Source organism: Candidatus Lokiarchaeum ossiferum (genome assembly GCA_025839675.1).
Lineage (GTDB): Archaea > Asgardarchaeota > Lokiarchaeia > Sigyniarchaeales > Promethearchaeaceae > Lokiarchaeum > Lokiarchaeum ossiferum.
On the sequence record CP104013.1, the window covers coordinates 2694954 to 2715257 of the forward strand.

The following is a 20304-nucleotide window of genomic DNA, read 5'->3' on the forward strand; positions in this document are numbered from 1 at the left end:
CTTTTTTTTTCTGTAAACATTTATGCATTTGGTTTCTTCTCATGAAAGCACTGTTGGCAGATCAAATGACTTTTATCTACAAAAATGCTGAAACAAAGGCATTAGATAATATTTCCCTTGATATTGCTCCAGGAAAATTCATTTTACTGTGTGGTCCAACCGGATCGGGAAAAACTTCTTTTATTAGGGCGATAAATGGGCTGATTCCTCATTTTTATCCGGGAAATTTCTATGGGTATTTTAAAGTCCTAAACCTTGATACGGTTGAATCGAGTCCTGCCCAACTTTCCACCAAAGTGGGTACAGTTTTCCAAATTCCAGAAAACCAGCTTTTTGCAATGGATGTGGAAAGGGAATTGGCTTTCGCATTGGAAAATCTAAATTTCAGCCGTGAAGAGATATCCAAGCGAATTGAAGCAGCAATTGAATTGACCAAGATCTCTCATTTGCGTCATAAAGCTCCTTATGAATTAAGTGGTGGAGAGCAACAAAAAATTGCCATCGCATCCCTCTTGGCTCTGAATCCAGATATCTTGGTTTTAGATGAACCTTTGGCAAACTTGGATCCTTTTACAGCGAATCAAACCATAGCCCTTCTCAAAAATTTGCAACGACAAGAGCATAAAACCATCATTATTTCAGAACATCGAATTGAATATGCACTCCCCTATGTGGATGAAATAATCATTGTCAAAGATGGAAAGCTTGTTAATCGAGGTACTACCCAACAGGTGTTAGATGATGACCGAATATATTCATTGGGACTCGATTTGCCTCCGTTGTTAACTTGGTTCAAACACTTAATAAATACGGGACAAATTCAAGGATCTGTCCCCTTTCAATTTAAAACACAAATAATACGAATAGAAGAATTTCTTAGTTCGAATCCTAGCGTATTAAAAAAACTGGCAAATAACAGCATGAATTTGAGCAGAGAAATTCACGATATCACATCCAAAATTCCTGAAATAATCTTTGACAATGTTTCCTTTGCCTATGATCAAAGCTCTGATCAAAAACCTGCCTTATCAAACTTATCCTTTTCTGTTATACCCGGCGAAATTCTTGGTGTTTTAGGGCCGAATGGAGCAGGAAAAAGCACAATGATTCGATGTATCAACGGTTTAATTAAGCCTGATTCTGGAAGTATATGGGTGAAGGGGCGTAATATAATTGATGTGCCTGTATATGATGTAGCACAAGAAGTTGGTGTGATGTTTCAAAATCCCGATCACCAATTGTTTTCTTCCACCGTTGAAGATGAACTCAAATTTTCCCTTAAAAATCTTAAATTGTCAAAAGAAACGAAGGCTAACCGGATTGAAAACTATTTAGATAAACTTGGATTACTTCCTCTGCGAGATTTGTCACCTTTCAATATTTCAGGCGGTCAAAAAAAAAAAGTATCCTTAGCCTCTGTATTATGTCGTGAAACAGAAATTCTGGTGTTTGATGAACCCACTGTAGGCCAAGATGCGCAGCAAAAGAAAAAATTACACGAAATAATAAATATTGCTCATCAGAAAGGTCGGACGGTTCTTTTAATATCCCATGATTTAGATTTCATTGCCCAAATTGCGACGAGAGTATTGGTTATGTCCCAAGGGACAATATTTTCAGAAGGAACCCCTAACAAAATTTTAACCAATCAAAAAATTCTGGATCACTGTCGCTTGGGCAATCTTCCAATCACAACTGTTGCTGCAGCTTTGCATCAGAAATATCCCGTATTTCCTAGAGATTTGACCACTCTGTTTGAATTGCAGGAGGCGTTTAAATAGATGTCCATGGAATTCGCAAAAGTATTTAATTTTCTCCGAGGAACCACCCTAATTCATCAGATCGATCCTCGTGCTAAAGGAATGATGATCCTATCCTATTCAGTTTTGGCGTTCGTTCTTAATGATTTTTGGTTGTTAATGGGATTATTCCTTCTCGCCCTCCCTCTGCTATTTATTGCCAAAATAGCCCCCCAATTCTTTCAAGGAATGAAAGGGTTATCAGTTTTGCTCTTTATTATTTTAATTATAAATACTTACGCAATTTCATTTTACTCCGCTTTAACAGTCATCATGCGAATTCTCATCTTGATGATCGTATTTTCAACCTACTTTCAAACCACAATTCCAGAGGATATTACTCAAAGTTTAATAAAAGTAAAAGTTCCATATTCTATCGCCTATGCTTTATCGCTATCCTTTCGATTTGTGCCCACCATGGCAAAAGAAACAGAAATCATCTCCGAAGCTCAACTTTCACGGGGGCACAAACTAGAAGTAGGAGGGATGATCAATCAAATAAAAAATTTATTTCCCCTATTAATTCCCCTCCTAATGAGTTCTATCCGCAGAGCCTTTCATGTTGCAGAAGCTTTGGAAACTCGTGCATTTGGTGTGAAAAAGCATCCAAACTATTACTTCCCTTTAAAATTTAAGAAAATGGATTGGTGGGTAACTATATTTTATGTTGTTTTCTTAGCTGGTGTGATAGTGCTGTGGTCCACAGAATCTTTGAAAATTCCATCTTGGTTATTATTTTCTTTGTAATAGGACTAAACATCAATCCCATATTCTCGTTTTGCACATTCAGGACAAACACTATGAGTAAATTCCGCTTCAGAATGAGCACGTATATAATCTTCGATCTGATTCCAATAACCCTGATCTGAACGAATTTTTTTGCAAAAACTACAAATTGGAAACATGCCTCTTAAAATGGAAACATTTTCCTCAGCTTCTTTTCTTTTAGTCACATCTCGGATACTTCCTCGATAGCCAAGAAATAGTCCTTCTTTATTATTGATACTAGTGCATAATATTTGGAGCCAATGAATTTCTCCCGATGGATGTTTAGTTCGAATTTCTATGGGAAGTCCTGCATCGATTTGCAGTAAAAAAACTTTCCAATTTGAAAGATCATTTGGATGAATGATTCTTGTCATAAGATCATAAAAATTAGAGACATTTTTTGAAAAATACCCACTAATTTTTTTACAAGATGGAGAATTATATTTAAACTTTCCATCTTTATCAAACCAAACTTCCCAATCACTACTATGGTCAGCGACTATTTGAAAACGCTCTTGTTCTTTCCGAATTTGGGTGTTTAAATCAATGTTATTAAAAACATGACCCCAATATTTAGAGAGGAGCACTATCAGCTGTAAATATCGCTCATGAAATTCCGATTGATTAAAATTGGAAAACATAAGATACCCAACTAACTTATGATTAGATAGAACAGGGAGTATCAGATTAGTGTTAGAATCTATCCAAATATAAGTCTGATTTAACTCGGGGAGATCTTGTGGGAGAATTGAAACTTTTTTTGAAATGTTGTACATTTCTAAAGTGTATTCAATGATCTTATTTGCTTCATCTGTATCATTTCTGATATCAAAAAAATGGATTTTTTCGGGAGAAAAGAGAATATTAAAAAATTCAAGACTTTTCTGAATCATTTTTTCCCTATCAGAAAAACTAAAGATTCTATTCATGAAATCCAAAATCAATCCAGTATCTGCATTTTTCCGATTTTCATTATCATTGGATTCAGCAATCTTAGAAATATTTGAATTATGTGAATGTTCCGTTGAGTGCACCTTCTTAATCATACCGCCCGTAAAGATCAATGGCTTTGGATATTCCTTCCATCACAACATTCGGTACAGCATAGGGTATTTCACCATGGTTATCAGCAATAATTGTTCTCCCATAAGGTTTTACTATATTGATCAGATTTTTGACATGATCCATGGCATCTTCCTTGGTCCAATTGACCATATTGATTCCACTTAAATTCCCCAAAATCGAAGGTCCATTGGGATATTTTTGAATTAATTCTTTAACATCATCTTGAGTGCTTACCCCTATTACTATTGGATTTAAACTGGAAACATCATTAAAAGTATTAGTTGTTCTTCCAGAAGCATAATGAATCGCAAACGGACCATCAAACCCAGCAAAAGTCTCTTTGGCAACATCATACCCAAGTTTAAGATACATTTCTCGTGGAATCATATCAGTTGAGGACATGGGATCAAAGTAGACAATAAAAGTTGCTCCAGCGGCAAGTTGAGCGTTAGCCCATTTTTTACAATATTCAATATTGATATGCATCAAGGTTTGAAATTCATCAGGTGAATTATAGAGAAGTTCAATGTATTTATCAAACCCCATTTGAGTAATTGGGATAGAAAAAGGGGATAACACACCACCAATAATTGGCATTGTATCAGAATATTCGGATTTAAGCCCTTTGATAACCTGCAATGTATTTTGATAACTTTCTATATGTTCAAAAGATGGAATTTCTAATGAATTAATCAATTCTTTATCAGCAAGGGGAGGGAGTCCGGTATTTGGAGGCCCATCAGCAAAATATATTACATCTCCTCCAAAGGCCTCGATTTCAAAAGCAAAATAATTAGCACCCATTACCGCATCATGCTGATACTTGTTTTGTAGAATTTTTTGACCTTTAATAACATTAACAGGATTTGCGTAGTAATCCTTTATACTTAAGTTAAGTTCTTTGGCCCCATGATGTGTTAAAGTCAGAATAAAGGGAATGCGATCCACTTTCTTGTGAGATAATGTATTCAATATTCGTTCCATAGAATTAAGGGTATCTTTTTTCATTGTTGTTCCTCCAAAAATTTCTCTACAATCGGAATAGATTTGCTTGCAGTTGATGCTGTTGCATTTGCACCGACTTTTAACCATAACTTTGGATCTATATTAAAGGGGGCACCTCCAACAATAACACGAGTTTTTAGTTGTAAATCCTTAAGTTTTTTAATTAGTAACTCAATTTTCAAAGCAGAGTGAAGCATTAAGGTAGAAATCATTAGAATTTCACATCGATCTCTTTGGACATATTGTACAAGATTTTCTACAGAAACACCGATTCCATAATCAATAACGTTATACCCAGATAACTTCAAAATCGATATGAGCATCTTTGCACCCAAAAAATGATAATCTTCCAACACCACTACATATATAGGCCCTTTTTTAGTTTGGTTTGTGAAATTATTAGGCAAAAATTCATCTAATATATCATTACACAACATTCCAGCCATATAGACTTGAGAAAGAGCGACATCCCCCGTTTCCCACAGATCTCCAATCCTTTTTTGACTTTCAATTAAAATTCGCTCATTTCCAGAAAATTCAGATGAATTTGGGGACAGGGAAGCTTTAAAAATATTTTTTACTAAATCAATATCCAAATTAATAAGAGCTTGTGTAAGATCTGAAATCACCTGTTCTTGCATAGGGAAACTAGTTGGTTCGAACCTAAATTACTTACTTGGTTTCCTAAAAATTTTTTAACGGGAATTTATTACCAGAATATCCAAGATGAATTTAATTGAAAAGAAAAGTATTAGCGCGATTACATTCTATTGCTTAAGCATTATTTGCTTTGGTCTTACGGTGTTTTTTAATTTGTTTGAGAACCAAAACACCCCATCAATGTTCAAAAAGTATCAATCCACTCTAATTTTAGCAAATATTCTTGGTATTATTGGATATTGTGATGTTACATCAAAGAAAACAGAAAAAGAGCCGCAAATATTATTTGTTCTGTTCTGTTTCGTATTGTGTGGAAGCTCATTCATCTATGTTCTTAATATTAATCTAATTGTCAAATCTATTTCGATTTCAGCAATGATATATTTTGGTATTCAAACATTGCTTTACGGTGCCACTTTACTTAAAGTGAGGAAAAAAAACCATCAATTCTCTAATAAATAGCTTAATAAAGATAAACAAACAAATTCAAAAAATAAGCTTTCTTTAGCAAGGTAGGAAGGTATTACAAAATGAGCTTAGATCACGAAGTAAAGGAAGGAGAATATTATTTTACTTACACTCAAATGCATCGACTTGTACAAAAATTGGCCGAAGAGATTAAGAAGGACGGATTTAACCCCGATTTTATGATCGCAATTGGTACAGGCGGCTTTATTCCAGCCCGGATGCTTAAAATCTACATAAATAAGAAAGTTCTGACAGTCGGACTTTCCTACTATGATGATGATAATAATCCGATGGAACATCTACAAAAAATCCAATGGTTAGAAAATGATCAAGAAAAGCTACGAGGAAAAAAAGTTCTCTTAGTGGATGAAGTAAATGACTCCGGTTCTACCCTTGAATATACCTTAAAGGAATTATTGGCATGCGATCCAGAAGAAATTGCAGTTGTTGTGTTGCATGATAAGGAAAAAGAGAAGAAAGGTCATATTCCTCCAGAAATCAAGAAATATTATGTTGGAGAAAAAACGGGTCCAGGCTGGATCCATTACCCATGGGAAGCAGAGGATATCGACTATCAAAACTATATGGCCGCTAAATTTGTGCGAAAAGCAGGGCGTTACATTTTTGAACATTAATTTTTTTTTCAATTTATTTTAGATGGTTGAGGATGACAAATACAAATCTTGAATATATACAGATAAATTCAAATTTATCTATGTGGATCAATCATTTTTCAGATGAAATCCAAAATTACTATCCAATTTCATCCTCTGAAACATCCTACGGAGAAATACCCGATATTATTCCACCATTTAAACAAATTCAAGATCAATTATGGTCAAAATATCACGTCCATTACCAAATTTTTAATCCCACCATGATATTAAACCTTGAACAAATTAGATGGGCATTATATCATAGTAATAAAACATTTTCAACCAATGCCAATATCTCAAACAATGAAGGTGTAGAATTTTTGTTATATCTCGCCCAAGAGCGCCAAATAAAGTTAGCTTTTGAAAAGGTTGGAGTCAGTGCACCAGCAAAATTTACCGATATAATTTCTCTGGGAGAACTATTATTTGGGGATCCAATTCAACTCCCCAAAGCAGTAGAAATGTTGCAAAATATTCACAAAAAAACAAAATTTAGTGGAATTCCTTATATTCCAGAAACAAAATGGGGGTTGTTTGTGCAACATTACGATATTCCTGTAAACCAAATCTTAACAACGTTGAAATCCTATAATTGCACAAATGAGATTTTGCATGCAAATGATTTACCAATTGATTTTACTCAAATTCAACAGCATATTACCAAACCAGAATTAGAAAAGGCGATAATAGACATTTATAATCACGGGTTAATCTCTCTCTATTTGACCAATATGAAAGGATTAGCTCTATCACAAACATAGAAAGGAATTTAATGATGCAAGTTATATTTGATAATACAAAAAATGGCGAATTAAAAGTACTCATTGATTGTTTAGACGATCTTTGGGTATTATATAATATTTTGCAGCCCGAGGATCAAATAAAGGGGCGAACTATACGGAGAGTTGTTAAAAGAGAAGGAGACCCTGGAATTCGAAAACCAATGACTTTAACGATCACTGTGGAAAAAGTCGAATTTCACGAATTTACGAATCGTTTACGAGTATTAGGTGCAATTATAGATGGTCCAGAAGATTATGTCTCTACCGGACAGCATCACACATTCAATTTAGAACCGACTTCTAAAATCACAATTTTTAAAGAAAAATGGTATAGAAATGATATACAACGAATTCGACGGAATTTAGATAAGAAAGAAAATTCCATGATATTGTGTGTTGCTATTGAATCAGGATTGGCCAATTTAGCCTTATTGTCAAATTACTCTCTAACTCCAATAACCGAAGTAAAAGAAAATATTCCTGGCAAGCGGTATAAAAAACAAGCCCATAAAGAATATTTGACTCGTTTCTACGAGAATGTTAAACAAGTCATAAATGAAAATTTGGAACGCCACCCTATTGGTTTAATCATTGTTTGTGGTCCAGGATATTTTAAAGAACACTTCATCGAAGAATTTGGAGACCAATTGAAATTAGGTAATCAAATTATTCAGTCAAGAGCATTGAATGCAAGTTCGGGAGAAATTAGTTCGATTTATGAAGTATTGCGAAATGGAGCGATTGCCAATCATAAAGTTGATTTTAAAATCGCCCAAGATGAAATGATTATGAACGAATTTGTGGAACATTTGGGAAAAGATCAAGGAACTGCAATGTATGGAATAGAACAATCTCAATTATGTGCCCAAATGGGAGCAGTCGAACATTTGCTCATCTGCGATGTTTTGTTACGAACTGCTGATTCAACACTCCGCACTCAAATTGAAAGTACCCTAAATGATACGGAAAAAAACCGTGGTGAGGTTCATATTCTCAGCACTGCGAATCCGGCGGGAGAACAATTAGAATCCTATGGAAAAATTGCCGCAATTTTGCGTTATAAGGTGGATTTATAATGGATGATGAAAATCTGAACTTGAAAGAACAAATTTCAAAACGATTCATTGTAGATGAAAACAGCCATATACCCCTATTTGGGTTAGATTTTTTAGGGATATTGGATCGTGGTACTAATGTGTTAGAAGTTAAGCCGATAACCGTATGCAATCTGAAGTGCAAATACTGTTTTGTATCGGCAGGTGATTACAATTATAATTTTATTGCCGATCATGAATATTTACTAACTTGGGTCAAAAAGGCGATTGGTATCAAAAAATGTGATGATATTGAAATTCATCTAGCCCCCTATGGAGAAATTTTTCTCTATCCTCATTTAGAAGAATTAGTAAAAGGATTAAAACAAATTCCGGAAGTCAAAATCGTCTCAATCCAATCGAATGGCTTATTATTAACTCCCGATAAAATTAAAATGTTGGAGACTGCAGGTGTGGATCGCTTGAATTTGTCTCTCAATAGCATGGATCCAGAAAAATGTGCCGATTATTGTGGAGTAAAAAAGTATAACCTCGCACATCTATTAAAGATGTTTGATCTTGTATTGGCGAGCAATATGGAGTTATTAGTGGCTCCAGTATGGTTCCGAGGTACCAATGATGATGGTATCATGGCTGTAATTGATTATATTAAGCAAAAAAAAGTAGAAGGGTTTGATTGGCCGAAATTACGGCTGGGTATTCAAAATTACTTGACCTATTCTTCTGGTCGAAAAATAAAGAAAGCAAAAATGCGAGAATTTGCATTTTTCTATAAAGTTTTGAAAAAATTAGAGAAAGAACATCAGTTAAAACTCAAATTAGGCCCAAAAGATTTCAATATTCACCGTACCGATGCAGTTCATCCTCCAGTCAAATTGAATGAAACGGATACCGTGGAAATAATCAAAAAAGGGCGCTATGATAATGAATATATTGCTCGATTAAATGAAACATGGGCAGTGAAAGTGTTGATTAAAGGAGAACTACCCATTGGGGAAAAACTGCGAGTAAAATTTATAAAAAGCTCTCTTCGCGGGAATTTACTAACAGCAATTCCCATCTAAAGGTTTTTGTCAATTAATATTATAAAAAAAGATAGAAACTACTGATTGTTTTTTTTAAGCCTAATTTTTTTTGTGGCCCATTGTTCCCCAAGATACCAGATAATGCCTAAGGGTACACAGATGGTCCACATTAACATGGTATATATCCAAACTGCAGAAGTGTAATTGGAAGGATCTGTCAAGAACTGGGATTGTAATGTTCCTGTGAAATAATGTTCCCCATAAATGGCTTCCATAATGGCAAAAATTAACATTTGGGATAGCAAAATATGATAGGATGCTTTTCCAACCAAGCTAAATTTCTTTAGTGTAAAATTTCTGCATTTAATTATCTTAGTATTTTTCAGACTTGAAGAAATATTGTGAGGAAATACGGTCAATACCATCAAAACTATTAATGCTGAATATGGATAAACCAAGAAGTGATAATCACCCATAATTTCATGATAACGAACATTATCATATTGATAAACGCATAAGTATAGCCCACTTACTAGCGAAAGTACCCATATTACCCAATTAGTATTCTTTGGAGAGAAAAATATTTGAAGGAGATAAGGGAGTGTGAAAATCGCTCCTATTAAAATAAAAAGGAAAGTTGCATGCTCAGCCTGGAATGTTTCATAATTAATTGAAACAGTGTTAAAATAAAGGTTGGTTAGAATTCCCATGGAAGCACACATGATAAATGAGAAAATGAATGTTATCAAAAACTCTACACGGGGTTTATAGAAATATAAGCCCGTTGTAAGCCAAATGAGCAAAATTGTGACAAATGCCGAGACCCAACGGGGATCTGGTAAAACACTCATGATAATATCATCGATAAATGGACTTAAGGCAAGTTCGCTAATTGATATGATCAAAATTAACACAGGTAAGAAATGAACTTTTCGGTAATCCTTCGAGTCTTTGGCAATTTCTGGGATCTGAGAGGGGTCACTTAATTCTTGTTCCAATTTCTGTTTAGGAACACTCAAATTAACATGATCAGCGATCCAAAAACCAATGACTAAAGCATTGATATAAAGAAAAATACTACTCTGGATAAAACGTCGCCCAAGCGGGATTTCAGGCCACCATTCCGTCCAATGTCCAAAAATTAAAAAGACACCCACTTGAACTAATATTTCCCATGCGAGACTCCCTAAAAGAGCTAATTTTGGATGTTTGAGATATAATTTGTAGAGAAAAGGGAGAATAATCGCAGCTTGAAATAACACCGGAATGAACCAATTCCCCGGTCCATAGAAGGGAAGAATAAAATAAGCCAGAAATGAACGATCCCAATGAGGATCAAATTGTTCGGCTAACATTGTTGAAAAATTACCATAAATAATTAAACCGATTACTGTAGAAATGATCAACAAAACGATGAAAGGAATTCCATATCGTTTTGCTTTGTGCACCAAATAGTTTCCATAGGATTTTTTAGATTCTATAGGTATCCCTCGTTTTTTAAAGGAATAGGCTGCATTGAAACCCAACAAGATCATAAAAACGGGAATCGATATACGTTCCCAAAGTGAATGTCCCCACTCACTTCTCACGATGGTTGGAATGGCATGATCAATGATAACAAGTAAGATCATTGCACCTTTTAATAGATCTACTTGAGGGAAGTACTTCTGAGTTTCTTTCGTAATAATTTTTTGATTAGATAACATTACCTACCAAATTTCACTTTTTAATTAAAAATAATGCATACTCCGATTGTTAGCAAAGATATGTTTTCATGAACTTCGGTTTCCATCCCTAGGATGGAATTATGATTTACCATTAAACAAATCAGTATACCATCTATCATTTAGTTCTTTTACTATTTTCCAAAAATCGAAGATAAGAAAAGTAAAAATGGATGAAATAAAGAAAATATACTCAATGAAGGTATTAAAAGAAAAAAAATTAATTAAATATAAAGGAAATCTCTCGATTGGCAGATTCTGGTGAATCTGAAGCATGAATGGCATTTTGAGGCATTTCACCGCCAAATAAATTTCGAATCGAACCTGGTTTTGCTTTTGCCGGATTTGTATTACCGATAAATTCCCGAAAATCGAGGATGCAATTTTCTTTTTCAATCACCATGGCAAATACGGGGCCGGAGGTCATAAACTCAACTAATCCTTTGAAGAAGGGTTTTCCATCATGTTCGGCATAAAATTTTCCCGCAAATTCAGGAGTCATTTGCATTTCTTTAGATTTGATAATTGTATATCCCGCTTTTTCAATCATGGAGATAATTTTATCTTTATTTGCAAATGCATCGGGTTTGATCATAGTATAACTTTGTTGGGTCATATTGATTCTTAAAATGTAGCAAGCATTTTATGTTTTTCTCCAAGATTTCCTCATTACTTTATTCCGTTTTTTCTGGATACTATCCTACAAATTTCATAAAAACCTTAAATAAAACATTTTATTTCTTCCTTTATCATGAAAGAAGATATTCTTCTGACTGAAAAACAAATTAATACCGTCTTGAACAATATTGGGGAAGAAATACTCAGTTTTCATTTATTTGAGGGGGGATTTATTAATCCGATTTACTTCATAACCACAAAATCTCAGTTAGAATTGGTTCTTCGTATTACAAATCCTTTACCAAAATGGAGACACTGGAAAACACTTAATGAGATAGAGGTAATGAAATTCCTCCGAACTAATACAAGTATCCCTGTGCCAAAGGTTTGGGACAGTTCAGTTGCAACTGATCTCATTGGTTATGAGTATATCTTGATGGAAAAAATTGAAGGGATACAGATGAATATTGTTTATCCAGATGCTTCATATGATTTGAAATGCTCATTAATATCCCAGATTTTATCTTTCATTAAAGAAATGCAAAAATTCACTTTTCTAAAAATTGGATCCTTTCAAGAAAATATGGTACTTGGCCCTAATTATGATATAGAGGCGGGTCCATTCGAATCAATAAATCAATTTCTTAGCGCGGCATTGGAAAGTAGAATGAATGATATAGCAGACAATTCCCGATATTTTCATTTCATTTCTCGATTGGTCAAATTGAAAGAAAAAATGGGAGAGATGAAATTGAAACAATTTCCATTCGTTTTAACTCAATGTCTTGAGGATAAAAACATTCTAATTAAAAATGGGAAGATTTCCGCTCTATTGGATTATGAATGGTCCGGTTCCTATCCCATATACACCGATCTTATGAATTTTGAAGAAATTTTGCAATTTCCTCAATTTCCCAGAATTGAAAAATATTATCGCGAGCAATTAAACGAATTACAGCTCGAATATAGCATTCCAGAGAATATACAAGATTTTCAAGAGATTGAATTTTTAGCGATGTGTTTAGGTTCGTATAAGGCTTGGTTTGTCGGAAAAGAGGCCGAAGGGGAAGAATTCATTCAAAAGAGATCTCAACAGTTAAATGATTTGCTCAAGAAATATAATTGCTAAGTAAGAATGAAAATTGATGATTTTTATCGGTAGGAGTTCATACCCAACTTGATATCTAAAACGGGTGTGCCATCAACAGCATCTAAACCTTTAACATATAAGGTAGTTTCTTGGATTTTCAACAAATCAACGTTAGTAATGGCTATTGGTGTTAATCGGTCCGGGGTCCGGGATGCAAAAACACCTACTTTAATTCTAAAAAAACTAAACTAATTTCATATTTTTTGCTAAATTCCACCCAACTAAGGTTGAGGCGTGAATTAAATCACCTTCATCTTGTAATAAATCGATTTCTTCTGGAGTAAATAGTTGCATCTGAAGAAATTCATTAGGGTCTAATGCCTGGCCATTTCCCTCTTCTACATCTGCATAAAAGAGATAGCACCAACCTTTGGCGATCCCAAAAGGATGGAATTTCATTAAAAACCGAAGATTAGTTACTCGATACCCTGTTTCTTCTTCTACTTCGCGCACGGCCGCATCTTCGGGTAATTCTCCAGGATCAATGATACCCGATGGAATTTCCCAACTCGCAGCCATCCAAGGATAACGAAATTGTCTAACCATAGGCAACTTATGATCCTTGGTTTTGCATATCACTGAAGCAAAGCTTTTATTCTCGACCACGATAAAATCTACATTTACACCATCGGGGCGAGAGGCTATATCATTACGAAGTCGAATGAATTTGTTTTCGAACACTACTCTTTCTTCGACAGTTTTCCATTTTAATTCTGAATCATCAAATTTCATTTTAATATCGTGCCTCTATTACTTTGATTACTTCTCTTTTCTTAATATACGAGAAGCTATATTATTCATTAAAGGAGTATATTCTCGAATTTGGGAGAGATTTGGTTCTCTAAAGGGAATTATTTCCAAAATACCCGCCTTTAATTTGTATTCATTTAATAAATCGATAAAATTCTCATCCTCAGCCAAAAAAGAGGGTACATCCAAAACACCACGGGCTAAATTCAAGCCAATCATAGATTCAGGCATCCCTGCAGATTCCAAAAGAGCTAAATTCAATTGTGAGAGCTCACTCGCAGCTCCTTCAATCCGTATAAATAATAGACATCCATCTTCATTAACAACTTCGTAAGGAAATCGTATTTTATTCGCTCTGCGAAGATAGCGTTGTCGGATTTGTACACTATCTTTTGATAATACGGAGCAAAAATGAATAGATAAACCTCCACGGGGAGAAAATTCAGATAAAAACTTGTTAGCATATTCATGAGAATGCGCAACCGTTGCTAAAGAATTTTCTTTGAGTGTAAATCCTCGAGCAATCAGAGCATCTCGATTGGTAGCACACATCTCAAACTCATTTAGATTTAGAAAGTCTGCTCCAATCATATCAAGGTGATCTGCTAAATGCAATAAATATGCATGATTTTCGAGAGTCGGTATCACAGGAACTTCTGCTGCAACAGTATAGTGTCTACCGGTAGCAAATTCTAAGCGATGAAAATCTTTTTCTGCGGGATGAAAACGTAAATCGTCTAACCCCGCTTGTTCGAGTTTATCGGCAGTAAGATTATCAAAAACGGTACCAGAAGTATACAAATGCACATGAAATTCATCTGTCAGTTCAATTTTAATAGCTTTAATAATAGCACACACCCAATCAACTTTTGCGGAAGTGGAAAGTGGGTCACCTCCAGTGATGCTCATCCCCGCAGCATCCATTGCTTTAGCTTCTAAAACTAATTGTTTTACTACAGCAGTAAGGTTCGTAGGGTTTTTAATTGGTAGCTCATTAATAAAATGGGCGGAACTAGACTTCCGTTCATCGGAGAGAGGGCAATACCATTTACAACGTGAAGGAAGCGAACAATCTCCTCCCATGAAATACACCATTTTCATGCCATGAATACAGAGGCGACAGCCTTCGGGAAGAGAACCTTGCACCCAACTTCCAGCTACGGATGGAGTTATTGGAGAATCAATAAGGTGAATATTTTTATCTTTTGGTGTCATTTTCATCATTTTTTTTAGTAAAATTCATTAGCTTACCGATTTAATCTTCGACGAATCATAGGATTCTTTCGAGCAAGATTTCTTAGCGTTTCTTCGATATTTTCGGACAAAGCCAGAGAGTGATTCAAAAAGACTCCTGTACGACCCACTTTATCCCGCCGAGTTAAAACTCGCATTCGCTGCGAAACCATAGAAGCAGAAACCCCAACAACTTTTGCAATAAGATGTGCGTTATTCTCAATAGAACGCTCAACGTGACCAGTTTCGGTAGGTTGAATTAATACTAAACGCTTATCTACTCCAGGCACCCGAATATTATCTTGTAGTTGGTTGAAGGAGAGGGCTCCCCCAAACTTATAAAACTCAAAGGGCATTGAAGTAAAATCAGTTAACAATAGAGTAAGGCAAATCTCCCCTTCCAACTCAAAATGAGCTTTGATGACATCATTTGGAGTTGCTTGAATTAGTTTTTTAGAGATAAGCGGAAATGGAATTTCATCAAGAATTAATTCAACACGATAACTTGGAATGAGAGTAGTTAGAATAATATCTATATCGCTTGTTGGTTTGACATCTCCTCGTGCAATAGAACCATAAGTAAGCGTATCAAACCCATGACGGGCAAATGCTTGAGTTACTTCAATCGCCCGAGAGCGTATCGAATTTAGCAAATCCCAATGATCCGGGGTGTAAATAATCTGAGATTCTTCATGTTGCTTGACTTTCATTCGTGGCATATTCATCACATGGTTAAACTTCATATAAAAATTGAGCAATATATCCCAAGACAACGGTTTCATTGCGAAAGAAACACCAATTTCCTTTTGTAAACGTGATACATTGGATATTTGGTACCGTAAGCGTTTGTTCCATCCAATCTTGCTGCACTTTTAAAAACTTGGGAGAGATCCAAGTAAAACTTGGATTGATAAAACGAATAGAATCTTTGAAGAGAGTGGGGGATGGTAAAGATTGCATATCTACTGATATATTTAGTTTGGAATTAAGAGGAAATAATGAGAAATACCAAGAACTATATTTTGAAAGTTTTTTGCGTGAAATCCAAGGATATGTGAACGGCAGTAAATGATTGCTTGGCTGAATAAAATTCCAATTTAATGTAGGACGTATAAAAATCCATTTCAGCTTCAATTTTTCTCTTTCCAGTGTGGAAATATTGGAATAGATCTGCATGATAGGAGAAATTGCATAATCAAAAGCAATCACCTTTGATATTTTTAATTCTTGTAGGATAGTTTGGAATGTTTTAGAAGATCCATGAGCATTGGGAAAGAGTTTACAAAGCTGATCCGCCGAAATTGTTATGACATCAAACCCCAAGAGAGCTAAACTCATAGATAAATAATATTTCTGCTGAGTTTTAGCAAATATTGGGGGAAAAAATAAGATTTTGGGGCAAGAATTTTGATTAATCGGTCGATATGGAACATTTTTTGCTGTCACTTGTGAAGTTTTTTCTCGATTTGGAGAAGATTTAACATAGCAGGGAATTTTTTGATCTTGAAAATGCCAATATTCCTCGTGTACATGGCTTACTTCAATTGGGCCCCACCGATGTCTTCGGCGTAATAATCTTAAGATGAATATTAGAATAATAATAATAATAATTTGTATCGGCATCCATACCAACCAATTCACCGTCACCCAATTAAAGAAAATCATCTTGATTCACACTCCATCTGCATATATGATTAGATTTGTATTACATAAAACTAATCGGTTTTGGAGAAGGTAATATCTTTTGAAAAAAAATATGATTGGTTTCATAAAAAGGGGCCATAACCCCTCCTTCCATATTGCAAATTTCAGTAGCATCGGAAGATAGGATAGAAAATCCCATTTTCAAATAAGCTTCAATAGCCCATTGTGCGTTCTTATTACTGAATAACCGTAAATCGGTGAGCTTATCTTGGTAAGTTCGCATTTCCAAAAATTGCAGCATTTTTTTACCATATCCTTGGCGATGATAACCATCTTGAACAAACAAATAACCGATGTATGCAAAGGATCCGATTTTTTGGTAAGAACACATGCCCACATATTCTCCTTGATCCCGTGCGACATAAAATTCACGACGAGCAAAATTTTTTTCAACCCAGGCTTCATCCACTTGATGTTCGGAAATATCTTCTGGATGAACAATGATATCTTTATAAAGGTAAAAATTACTATTAATGATCCTCTGAACCTCAACCATTAAAGTACGGGAAGCACGTATGACTGAAAATACCATGTTATCCATTGATTAAATGCGACTTCAGTTTAAAATTTCATTTTTTATTAAGACTTTCATAAGAAATCCACAGAAAAAAATAAAGGTCTCTTAAATATAGATTGTTTCAATATACGTACCATGGAAAGATTCTAAAATTAGGGGTTGTATTTTAGAAATATCACAATGAATATTGATCAAAAAGAGAATCTTTCTAAAGAAACATCTATTATTCGATAAAATTCCAAATTGAACCTATTTTTAATAATGGGTTAAGAATGGGAGAGATATTCCATAAAACTTATAAGGCACTTTTGAATTTTTTGGTTATAACCAACTTAAATCTTACGGTTTTTTTTTCTCGAACTAAGATGGTTTTAATTTTCAGGTAAGAATTATGACAACACCCTATGGACTTAACTTTGATGATTTTGATGATGCCTCCAATGATTGTTGTACTACACCCAATGTGACTATAACGGACGATGGATTTCGCGTCTGTCAAAACTGTGGGTTAGTTTTCGGTCAAGAATTTGTATCTTCTGAACGAAGGGCATATACTGCAGATGAAGTGAAGAATCGACGCCGTACCGAACCTCGTTGGCGAAGTTATGGCCCACGCACGGTGATAGGCATTTCTAAAACTGATTGCAAAGGCGCCACATTAGACAGTAAACGAGCTCAACTTTTTTCTCGACTATCGAAAATTCAAGGCTCCCTAATCAATAGTATTGAACGAAATTTCTGGGAATCTAAGCCCAAACTAATGAGCCTTTGTCAAAAATTACAAATACCTCAATTTATCGAGGAAAGTGCATGGAAAATTTATTCTCAAGTCGCTCGACAAAAACTCACCATGGGTCGTTCAATTGAATCCTTCGTGACTGCATCATTATACGCAGCCATCCGGATTCACAATTTTCCACGATTATTAGAAGAAATTGTGGAAGTGGCTTTGATCCCCCTCAGATCTGTCCACCGCAGTTTGGGGTTGATTGTTCGCTTGATTTTGCCACCAATGGGTTTCAAATACAAACCAATTTCACCCAACCCTCTAATTTATCGTTTTGGTGCAGAATTAGGATTAACCATTACCACCCAAAAGGATGCCTATTCGATTTTACAAACCGCATCAAAACGTGGATTGAAACGTATGGGTAAAGATCCAAAAGGTATTGCTGCTGCGGTATTATATCTGGCGGCGAAACAAAATGGAGAGCGAAAAACCCAAACTCAAATTGCAAATATTGCCCGAATTACAGAAGTAACTTTACGAACAAGGGCAAAACAAATTCGTGGGCACATATTAGTTCGATAGAGTCTTGCAGATCAGTATCAACATTTTTTTCCTCTTCCTCTATTTTAATAAAAAAAAACACCCTAAATTTGATTTTCCCGTTTTTCATGGGATTAATATGAAGCATTAAATAGGGTCGAAGCATAGATGTTTATATAAGTATATTTAAAAACACACTTGTGTGGAGTTGATTGTTCGATGACAGAAACTGCAGATTTGGTTAAGGAAGAACCAAGAGATAAGGTAGAAATTCGAAAACGATTAATTATTATTGAAAATCAAATCAAATGGTTAAAGAAAATTAGAGAAACACTTCAATTGCAGTTAAAGCAATGAAAATTTTTTACTAAGTTCAATTTTTAAAACAAGAAGGAAAAAAGAGGTATTCAACCCTTTTATCATTTATAGATAAGATTTAATTTGTTTTACCCGAGTTCGCAAAGTAACTTCAGTGATTCGCGCCACATCGGCGATTTGGGCTTGTGTACGTTTTTCGTTTGAATTCTTACATGCCATGTATAATGCAGCAGCAGCTAATCCCTTAGGATCCTTACCCATTGATTTTAAACCTGCTTTTCGACTTTTGTCCAACATACCTGCTGCTTCCGTTTGAGTAGACATCGAAAGTTTTAGCTCATTACCAAATCGATATACCAGTGATTTTGTTGTGACAGGTTTGTATTTCATTTTCAAAATTGGGAATACATTCCTAACAATTAATCCTAAAGATCGATGGACACTTCGTAATGGAATGATAGCCACTTCAACGATTTCTTCTAATAATCGTGGAAATTCATGAATTCGAATGGCAGCATACATGGAGGCAGTCACAAAACCATCAATGGAGCGACCCATGGTAAGTTTTTGTCGGGCAACTTCAGTATAGATTTTCCAGGCAGTTTCTTGGATTTGAGCGGGGATATTTAGTTTCAAACTTAAGGCATTTAATTTTGGCTTAGCTTCCCAGAAGTTCCGTTCCAGACTCGAAACGAGAGATCCTTGAATTTTACTAAGACGACTAAACAAAGCTTGTTTTTTAGCTCCAAGTTGATGGCCTCGAGCATCAGCTTGAACACCAGTAATTACTGTACGTGGTCCGAAAGAGCGCCATTTTGGTTCAGTACGGCGACGAGATTGTACTTCTTCGGAGGTATAAGCCCGACGTTCAGAATCAACAAATGCTTGTCCAAAAGTTAAACCACAATTTTGGCAGACCCGAGTACCATCATCATTAACAATGACATCAGGGCTTGGACAACAAGGTTCATCATCGTCGTCTTGATCTTTAAACATATTTCTTCGATAGGACATAGATTTTCAACACTTATAAGGATTAATAATGAAAGGACAATTATCATGAGATTAAAACGTAATTTTTAGTAGTTCACCACGAAATTTTCCAGCACATTAATAAATCCATATTCAACTTTTAAATGTTATTTTTAGACATTTTGCAAATTTACAGAATACATTCATGGTTCACTTTCAAAAAAGTTCAGAATGAACAAATGTTTTTCTAACAAGATAAAGCGTTTTAATCCCCATAGGATTGTTTTCGTTTGAGAATTGATTTAGACTCAATGAAAGAATGTGCAACAAAAAGACCTAAGTATATTAAAATTTATACATTTGAAAATTTACATTTTCATAATATTTATATTTCCGAACGTTATATGAAATACTATAGTGAAATTATTTTTTTTTCTCATAAAAAAATAAAATTTCATGTCTATTGGTGAAACTCAATGTATTATTACTTTGATGAACAGATTAAGTTAAATGGGAGATTTGTGCATTTTAAAGACACTAAAATTAAAGAAAAACCAAAATTGGCATCCCAGACATATAAAAATGATGTAAATTTTCAGTTCTTGAAAGTGAAATCAAGTTAAAAAAAACCTAGGTTTCATTATATTTAAATTTTAATTTCCTTAAACAAAAAATCACAGATTAAAAACCCTTAACATCCGCATTTTTACCTTTCATAAGATTTTTAAGCATAATTGTATCCAATCTTATTCTTTCTTTCATTTT

General features: G+C 34.7%; 22 protein-coding genes. 10 read left to right on the forward strand and 12 right to left on the reverse strand.

Annotation, left to right across the window (positions count from 1 at the left end):
* Positions 1-41: 41 nt before the first annotated feature.
* Both NEF87_RS11300 and NEF87_RS11305 read left to right on the forward strand, forming a co-directional pair.
* Positions 42-1781, forward strand: coding sequence for an ABC transporter ATP-binding protein (locus NEF87_RS11300; protein WP_457919889.1), 1740 nt, complete (start codon positions 42-44; stop codon positions 1779-1781).
* Positions 1782-2546, forward strand: a complete 765-nt coding sequence (locus tag NEF87_RS11305) for an energy-coupling factor transporter transmembrane component T family protein (protein ID WP_457919890.1) — start codon at positions 1782-1784, stop codon at positions 2544-2546.
* Between the two features lie 5 nt (positions 2547-2551).
* On the opposite strand, the gene NEF87_RS11310 is transcribed toward NEF87_RS11305, so the two are convergent.
* Genes NEF87_RS11310 through NEF87_RS11320 form a run of 3 tightly spaced genes read right to left on the reverse strand, consistent with a single transcriptional unit; the run spans position 2552 to position 5278 of the window.
* The gene (locus tag NEF87_RS11310; RefSeq protein WP_457919891.1) at positions 2552-3613 is read right to left on the reverse strand and encodes a PAS domain-containing protein; all 1062 of its coding nucleotides are present in this window, start codon (positions 3611-3613) and stop codon (positions 2552-2554) included.
* A complete protein-coding gene (locus tag NEF87_RS11315) occupies positions 3606-4640 on the reverse strand; it encodes a uroporphyrinogen decarboxylase family protein (RefSeq protein ID WP_457919892.1) in 1035 nt (344 codons plus the stop codon). Before NEF87_RS11315 ends, NEF87_RS11310 begins: the two co-directional genes overlap by 8 nt.
* Entirely contained in the window at positions 4637-5278 is a 642-nt protein-coding gene (locus NEF87_RS11320) for a cobalamin B12-binding domain-containing protein (RefSeq protein WP_457919893.1), read from the reverse strand. The genes NEF87_RS11315 and NEF87_RS11320 overlap by 4 nt, the downstream gene beginning before the upstream one ends.
* Positions 5279-5827: 549 nt before the next feature.
* On the opposite strand from NEF87_RS11320, the gene NEF87_RS11325 reads away from it, so the two are divergent.
* Genes NEF87_RS11325 through NEF87_RS11340 form a run of 4 tightly spaced genes read left to right on the forward strand, consistent with a single transcriptional unit; the run spans position 5828 to position 9322 of the window.
* Entirely contained in the window at positions 5828-6400 is a 573-nt protein-coding gene (locus NEF87_RS11325; RefSeq protein WP_457919894.1) for a phosphoribosyltransferase, read from the forward strand.
* Between the two features lie 32 nt (positions 6401-6432).
* On the forward strand, positions 6433-7182 hold the full coding sequence (gene cgi121, locus NEF87_RS11330; protein WP_457919895.1) for a KEOPS complex subunit Cgi121: 750 nt from the start codon (positions 6433-6435) through the stop codon (positions 7180-7182).
* 11 nt (positions 7183-7193) lie between these two features.
* Entirely contained in the window at positions 7194-8279 is a 1086-nt protein-coding gene (locus NEF87_RS11335; RefSeq protein WP_371806665.1) for an mRNA surveillance protein pelota, read from the forward strand.
* Positions 8279-9322 (forward strand): radical SAM protein, encoded by a 1044-nt coding sequence (locus tag NEF87_RS11340; protein ID WP_457919896.1) that lies wholly within the window; start codon positions 8279-8281, stop codon positions 9320-9322. Before NEF87_RS11335 ends, NEF87_RS11340 begins: the two co-directional genes overlap by 1 nt.
* A gap of 38 nt (positions 9323-9360) precedes the next feature.
* Here NEF87_RS11340 and NEF87_RS11345 read toward each other — a convergent pair whose 3' ends face one another.
* Both NEF87_RS11345 and ndk read right to left on the reverse strand, forming a co-directional pair.
* A complete protein-coding gene (locus NEF87_RS11345) occupies positions 9361-10989 on the reverse strand; it encodes an acyltransferase family protein (RefSeq protein ID WP_457919897.1) in 1629 nt (542 codons plus the stop codon).
* A gap of 238 nt (positions 10990-11227) precedes the next feature.
* Positions 11228-11623: a nucleoside-diphosphate kinase gene (gene ndk, locus NEF87_RS11350; RefSeq protein WP_457919898.1), complete on the reverse strand. Its 396-nt coding sequence runs from the start codon at positions 11621-11623 to the stop codon at positions 11228-11230.
* A gap of 135 nt (positions 11624-11758) precedes the next feature.
* On the opposite strand from ndk, the gene NEF87_RS11355 reads away from it, so the two are divergent.
* Positions 11759-12754, forward strand: coding sequence for a phosphotransferase (locus NEF87_RS11355; RefSeq protein ID WP_457919899.1), 996 nt, complete (start codon positions 11759-11761; stop codon positions 12752-12754).
* A 23-nt stretch (positions 12755-12777) separates the two neighbouring features.
* Here the strand turns inward: NEF87_RS11355 and NEF87_RS11360 are convergent, their stop codons facing one another.
* The 6 genes from NEF87_RS11360 to NEF87_RS11385 all read right to left on the reverse strand — a co-directional run bounded on the left by NEF87_RS11360 (position 12778) and on the right by NEF87_RS11385 (position 16994).
* The gene (locus NEF87_RS11360; RefSeq protein WP_457920125.1) at positions 12778-12948 is read right to left on the reverse strand and encodes a TrmO family methyltransferase domain-containing protein; all 171 of its coding nucleotides are present in this window, start codon (positions 12946-12948) and stop codon (positions 12778-12780) included.
* A gap of 10 nt (positions 12949-12958) precedes the next feature.
* Positions 12959-13507 carry an NUDIX hydrolase gene (locus tag NEF87_RS11365; RefSeq protein ID WP_371806675.1) on the reverse strand — a complete coding sequence of 183 codons (549 nt, stop codon included), beginning with the start codon at positions 13505-13507 and terminating at the stop codon, positions 12959-12961.
* 27 nt (positions 13508-13534) lie between these two features.
* The gene (locus NEF87_RS11370) at positions 13535-14740 is read right to left on the reverse strand and encodes a hypothetical protein (protein WP_457919900.1); all 1206 of its coding nucleotides are present in this window, start codon (positions 14738-14740) and stop codon (positions 13535-13537) included.
* Positions 14741-14772: 32 nt separating this feature from the next.
* On the reverse strand, positions 14773-15477 hold the full coding sequence (locus tag NEF87_RS11375; RefSeq protein ID WP_371806677.1) for a nucleotidyltransferase domain-containing protein: 705 nt from the start codon (positions 15475-15477) through the stop codon (positions 14773-14775).
* Between the two features lie 13 nt (positions 15478-15490).
* The gene (locus tag NEF87_RS11380; RefSeq protein ID WP_457919901.1) at positions 15491-16381 is read right to left on the reverse strand and encodes a hypothetical protein; all 891 of its coding nucleotides are present in this window, start codon (positions 16379-16381) and stop codon (positions 15491-15493) included.
* Between the two features lie 82 nt (positions 16382-16463).
* Complete coding sequence (locus NEF87_RS11385) at positions 16464-16994, reverse strand: GNAT family N-acetyltransferase (protein ID WP_457919902.1); 531 nt, start codon at positions 16992-16994, stop codon at positions 16464-16466.
* A gap of 376 nt (positions 16995-17370) precedes the next feature.
* Between NEF87_RS11385 and NEF87_RS11390 the strand changes: the two genes are divergently transcribed.
* On the forward strand, positions 17371-18291 hold the full coding sequence (locus NEF87_RS11390; protein WP_371806680.1) for a transcription initiation factor IIB: 921 nt from the start codon (positions 17371-17373) through the stop codon (positions 18289-18291).
* Positions 18292-18468: 177 nt separating this feature from the next.
* A complete protein-coding gene (locus tag NEF87_RS11395) occupies positions 18469-18606 on the forward strand; it encodes a hypothetical protein (RefSeq protein WP_457919903.1) in 138 nt (45 codons plus the stop codon).
* A gap of 66 nt (positions 18607-18672) precedes the next feature.
* On the opposite strand, the gene NEF87_RS11400 is transcribed toward NEF87_RS11395, so the two are convergent.
* Positions 18673-19581, reverse strand: coding sequence for a transcription initiation factor IIB (locus tag NEF87_RS11400; protein ID WP_371806682.1), 909 nt, complete (start codon positions 19579-19581; stop codon positions 18673-18675).
* Positions 19582-20015: 434 nt separating this feature from the next.
* On the opposite strand from NEF87_RS11400, the gene NEF87_RS11405 reads away from it, so the two are divergent.
* Positions 20016-20162: a hypothetical protein gene (locus NEF87_RS11405; RefSeq protein ID WP_457919904.1), complete on the forward strand. Its 147-nt coding sequence runs from the start codon at positions 20016-20018 to the stop codon at positions 20160-20162.
* Positions 20163-20304 lie beyond the last annotated feature (142 nt).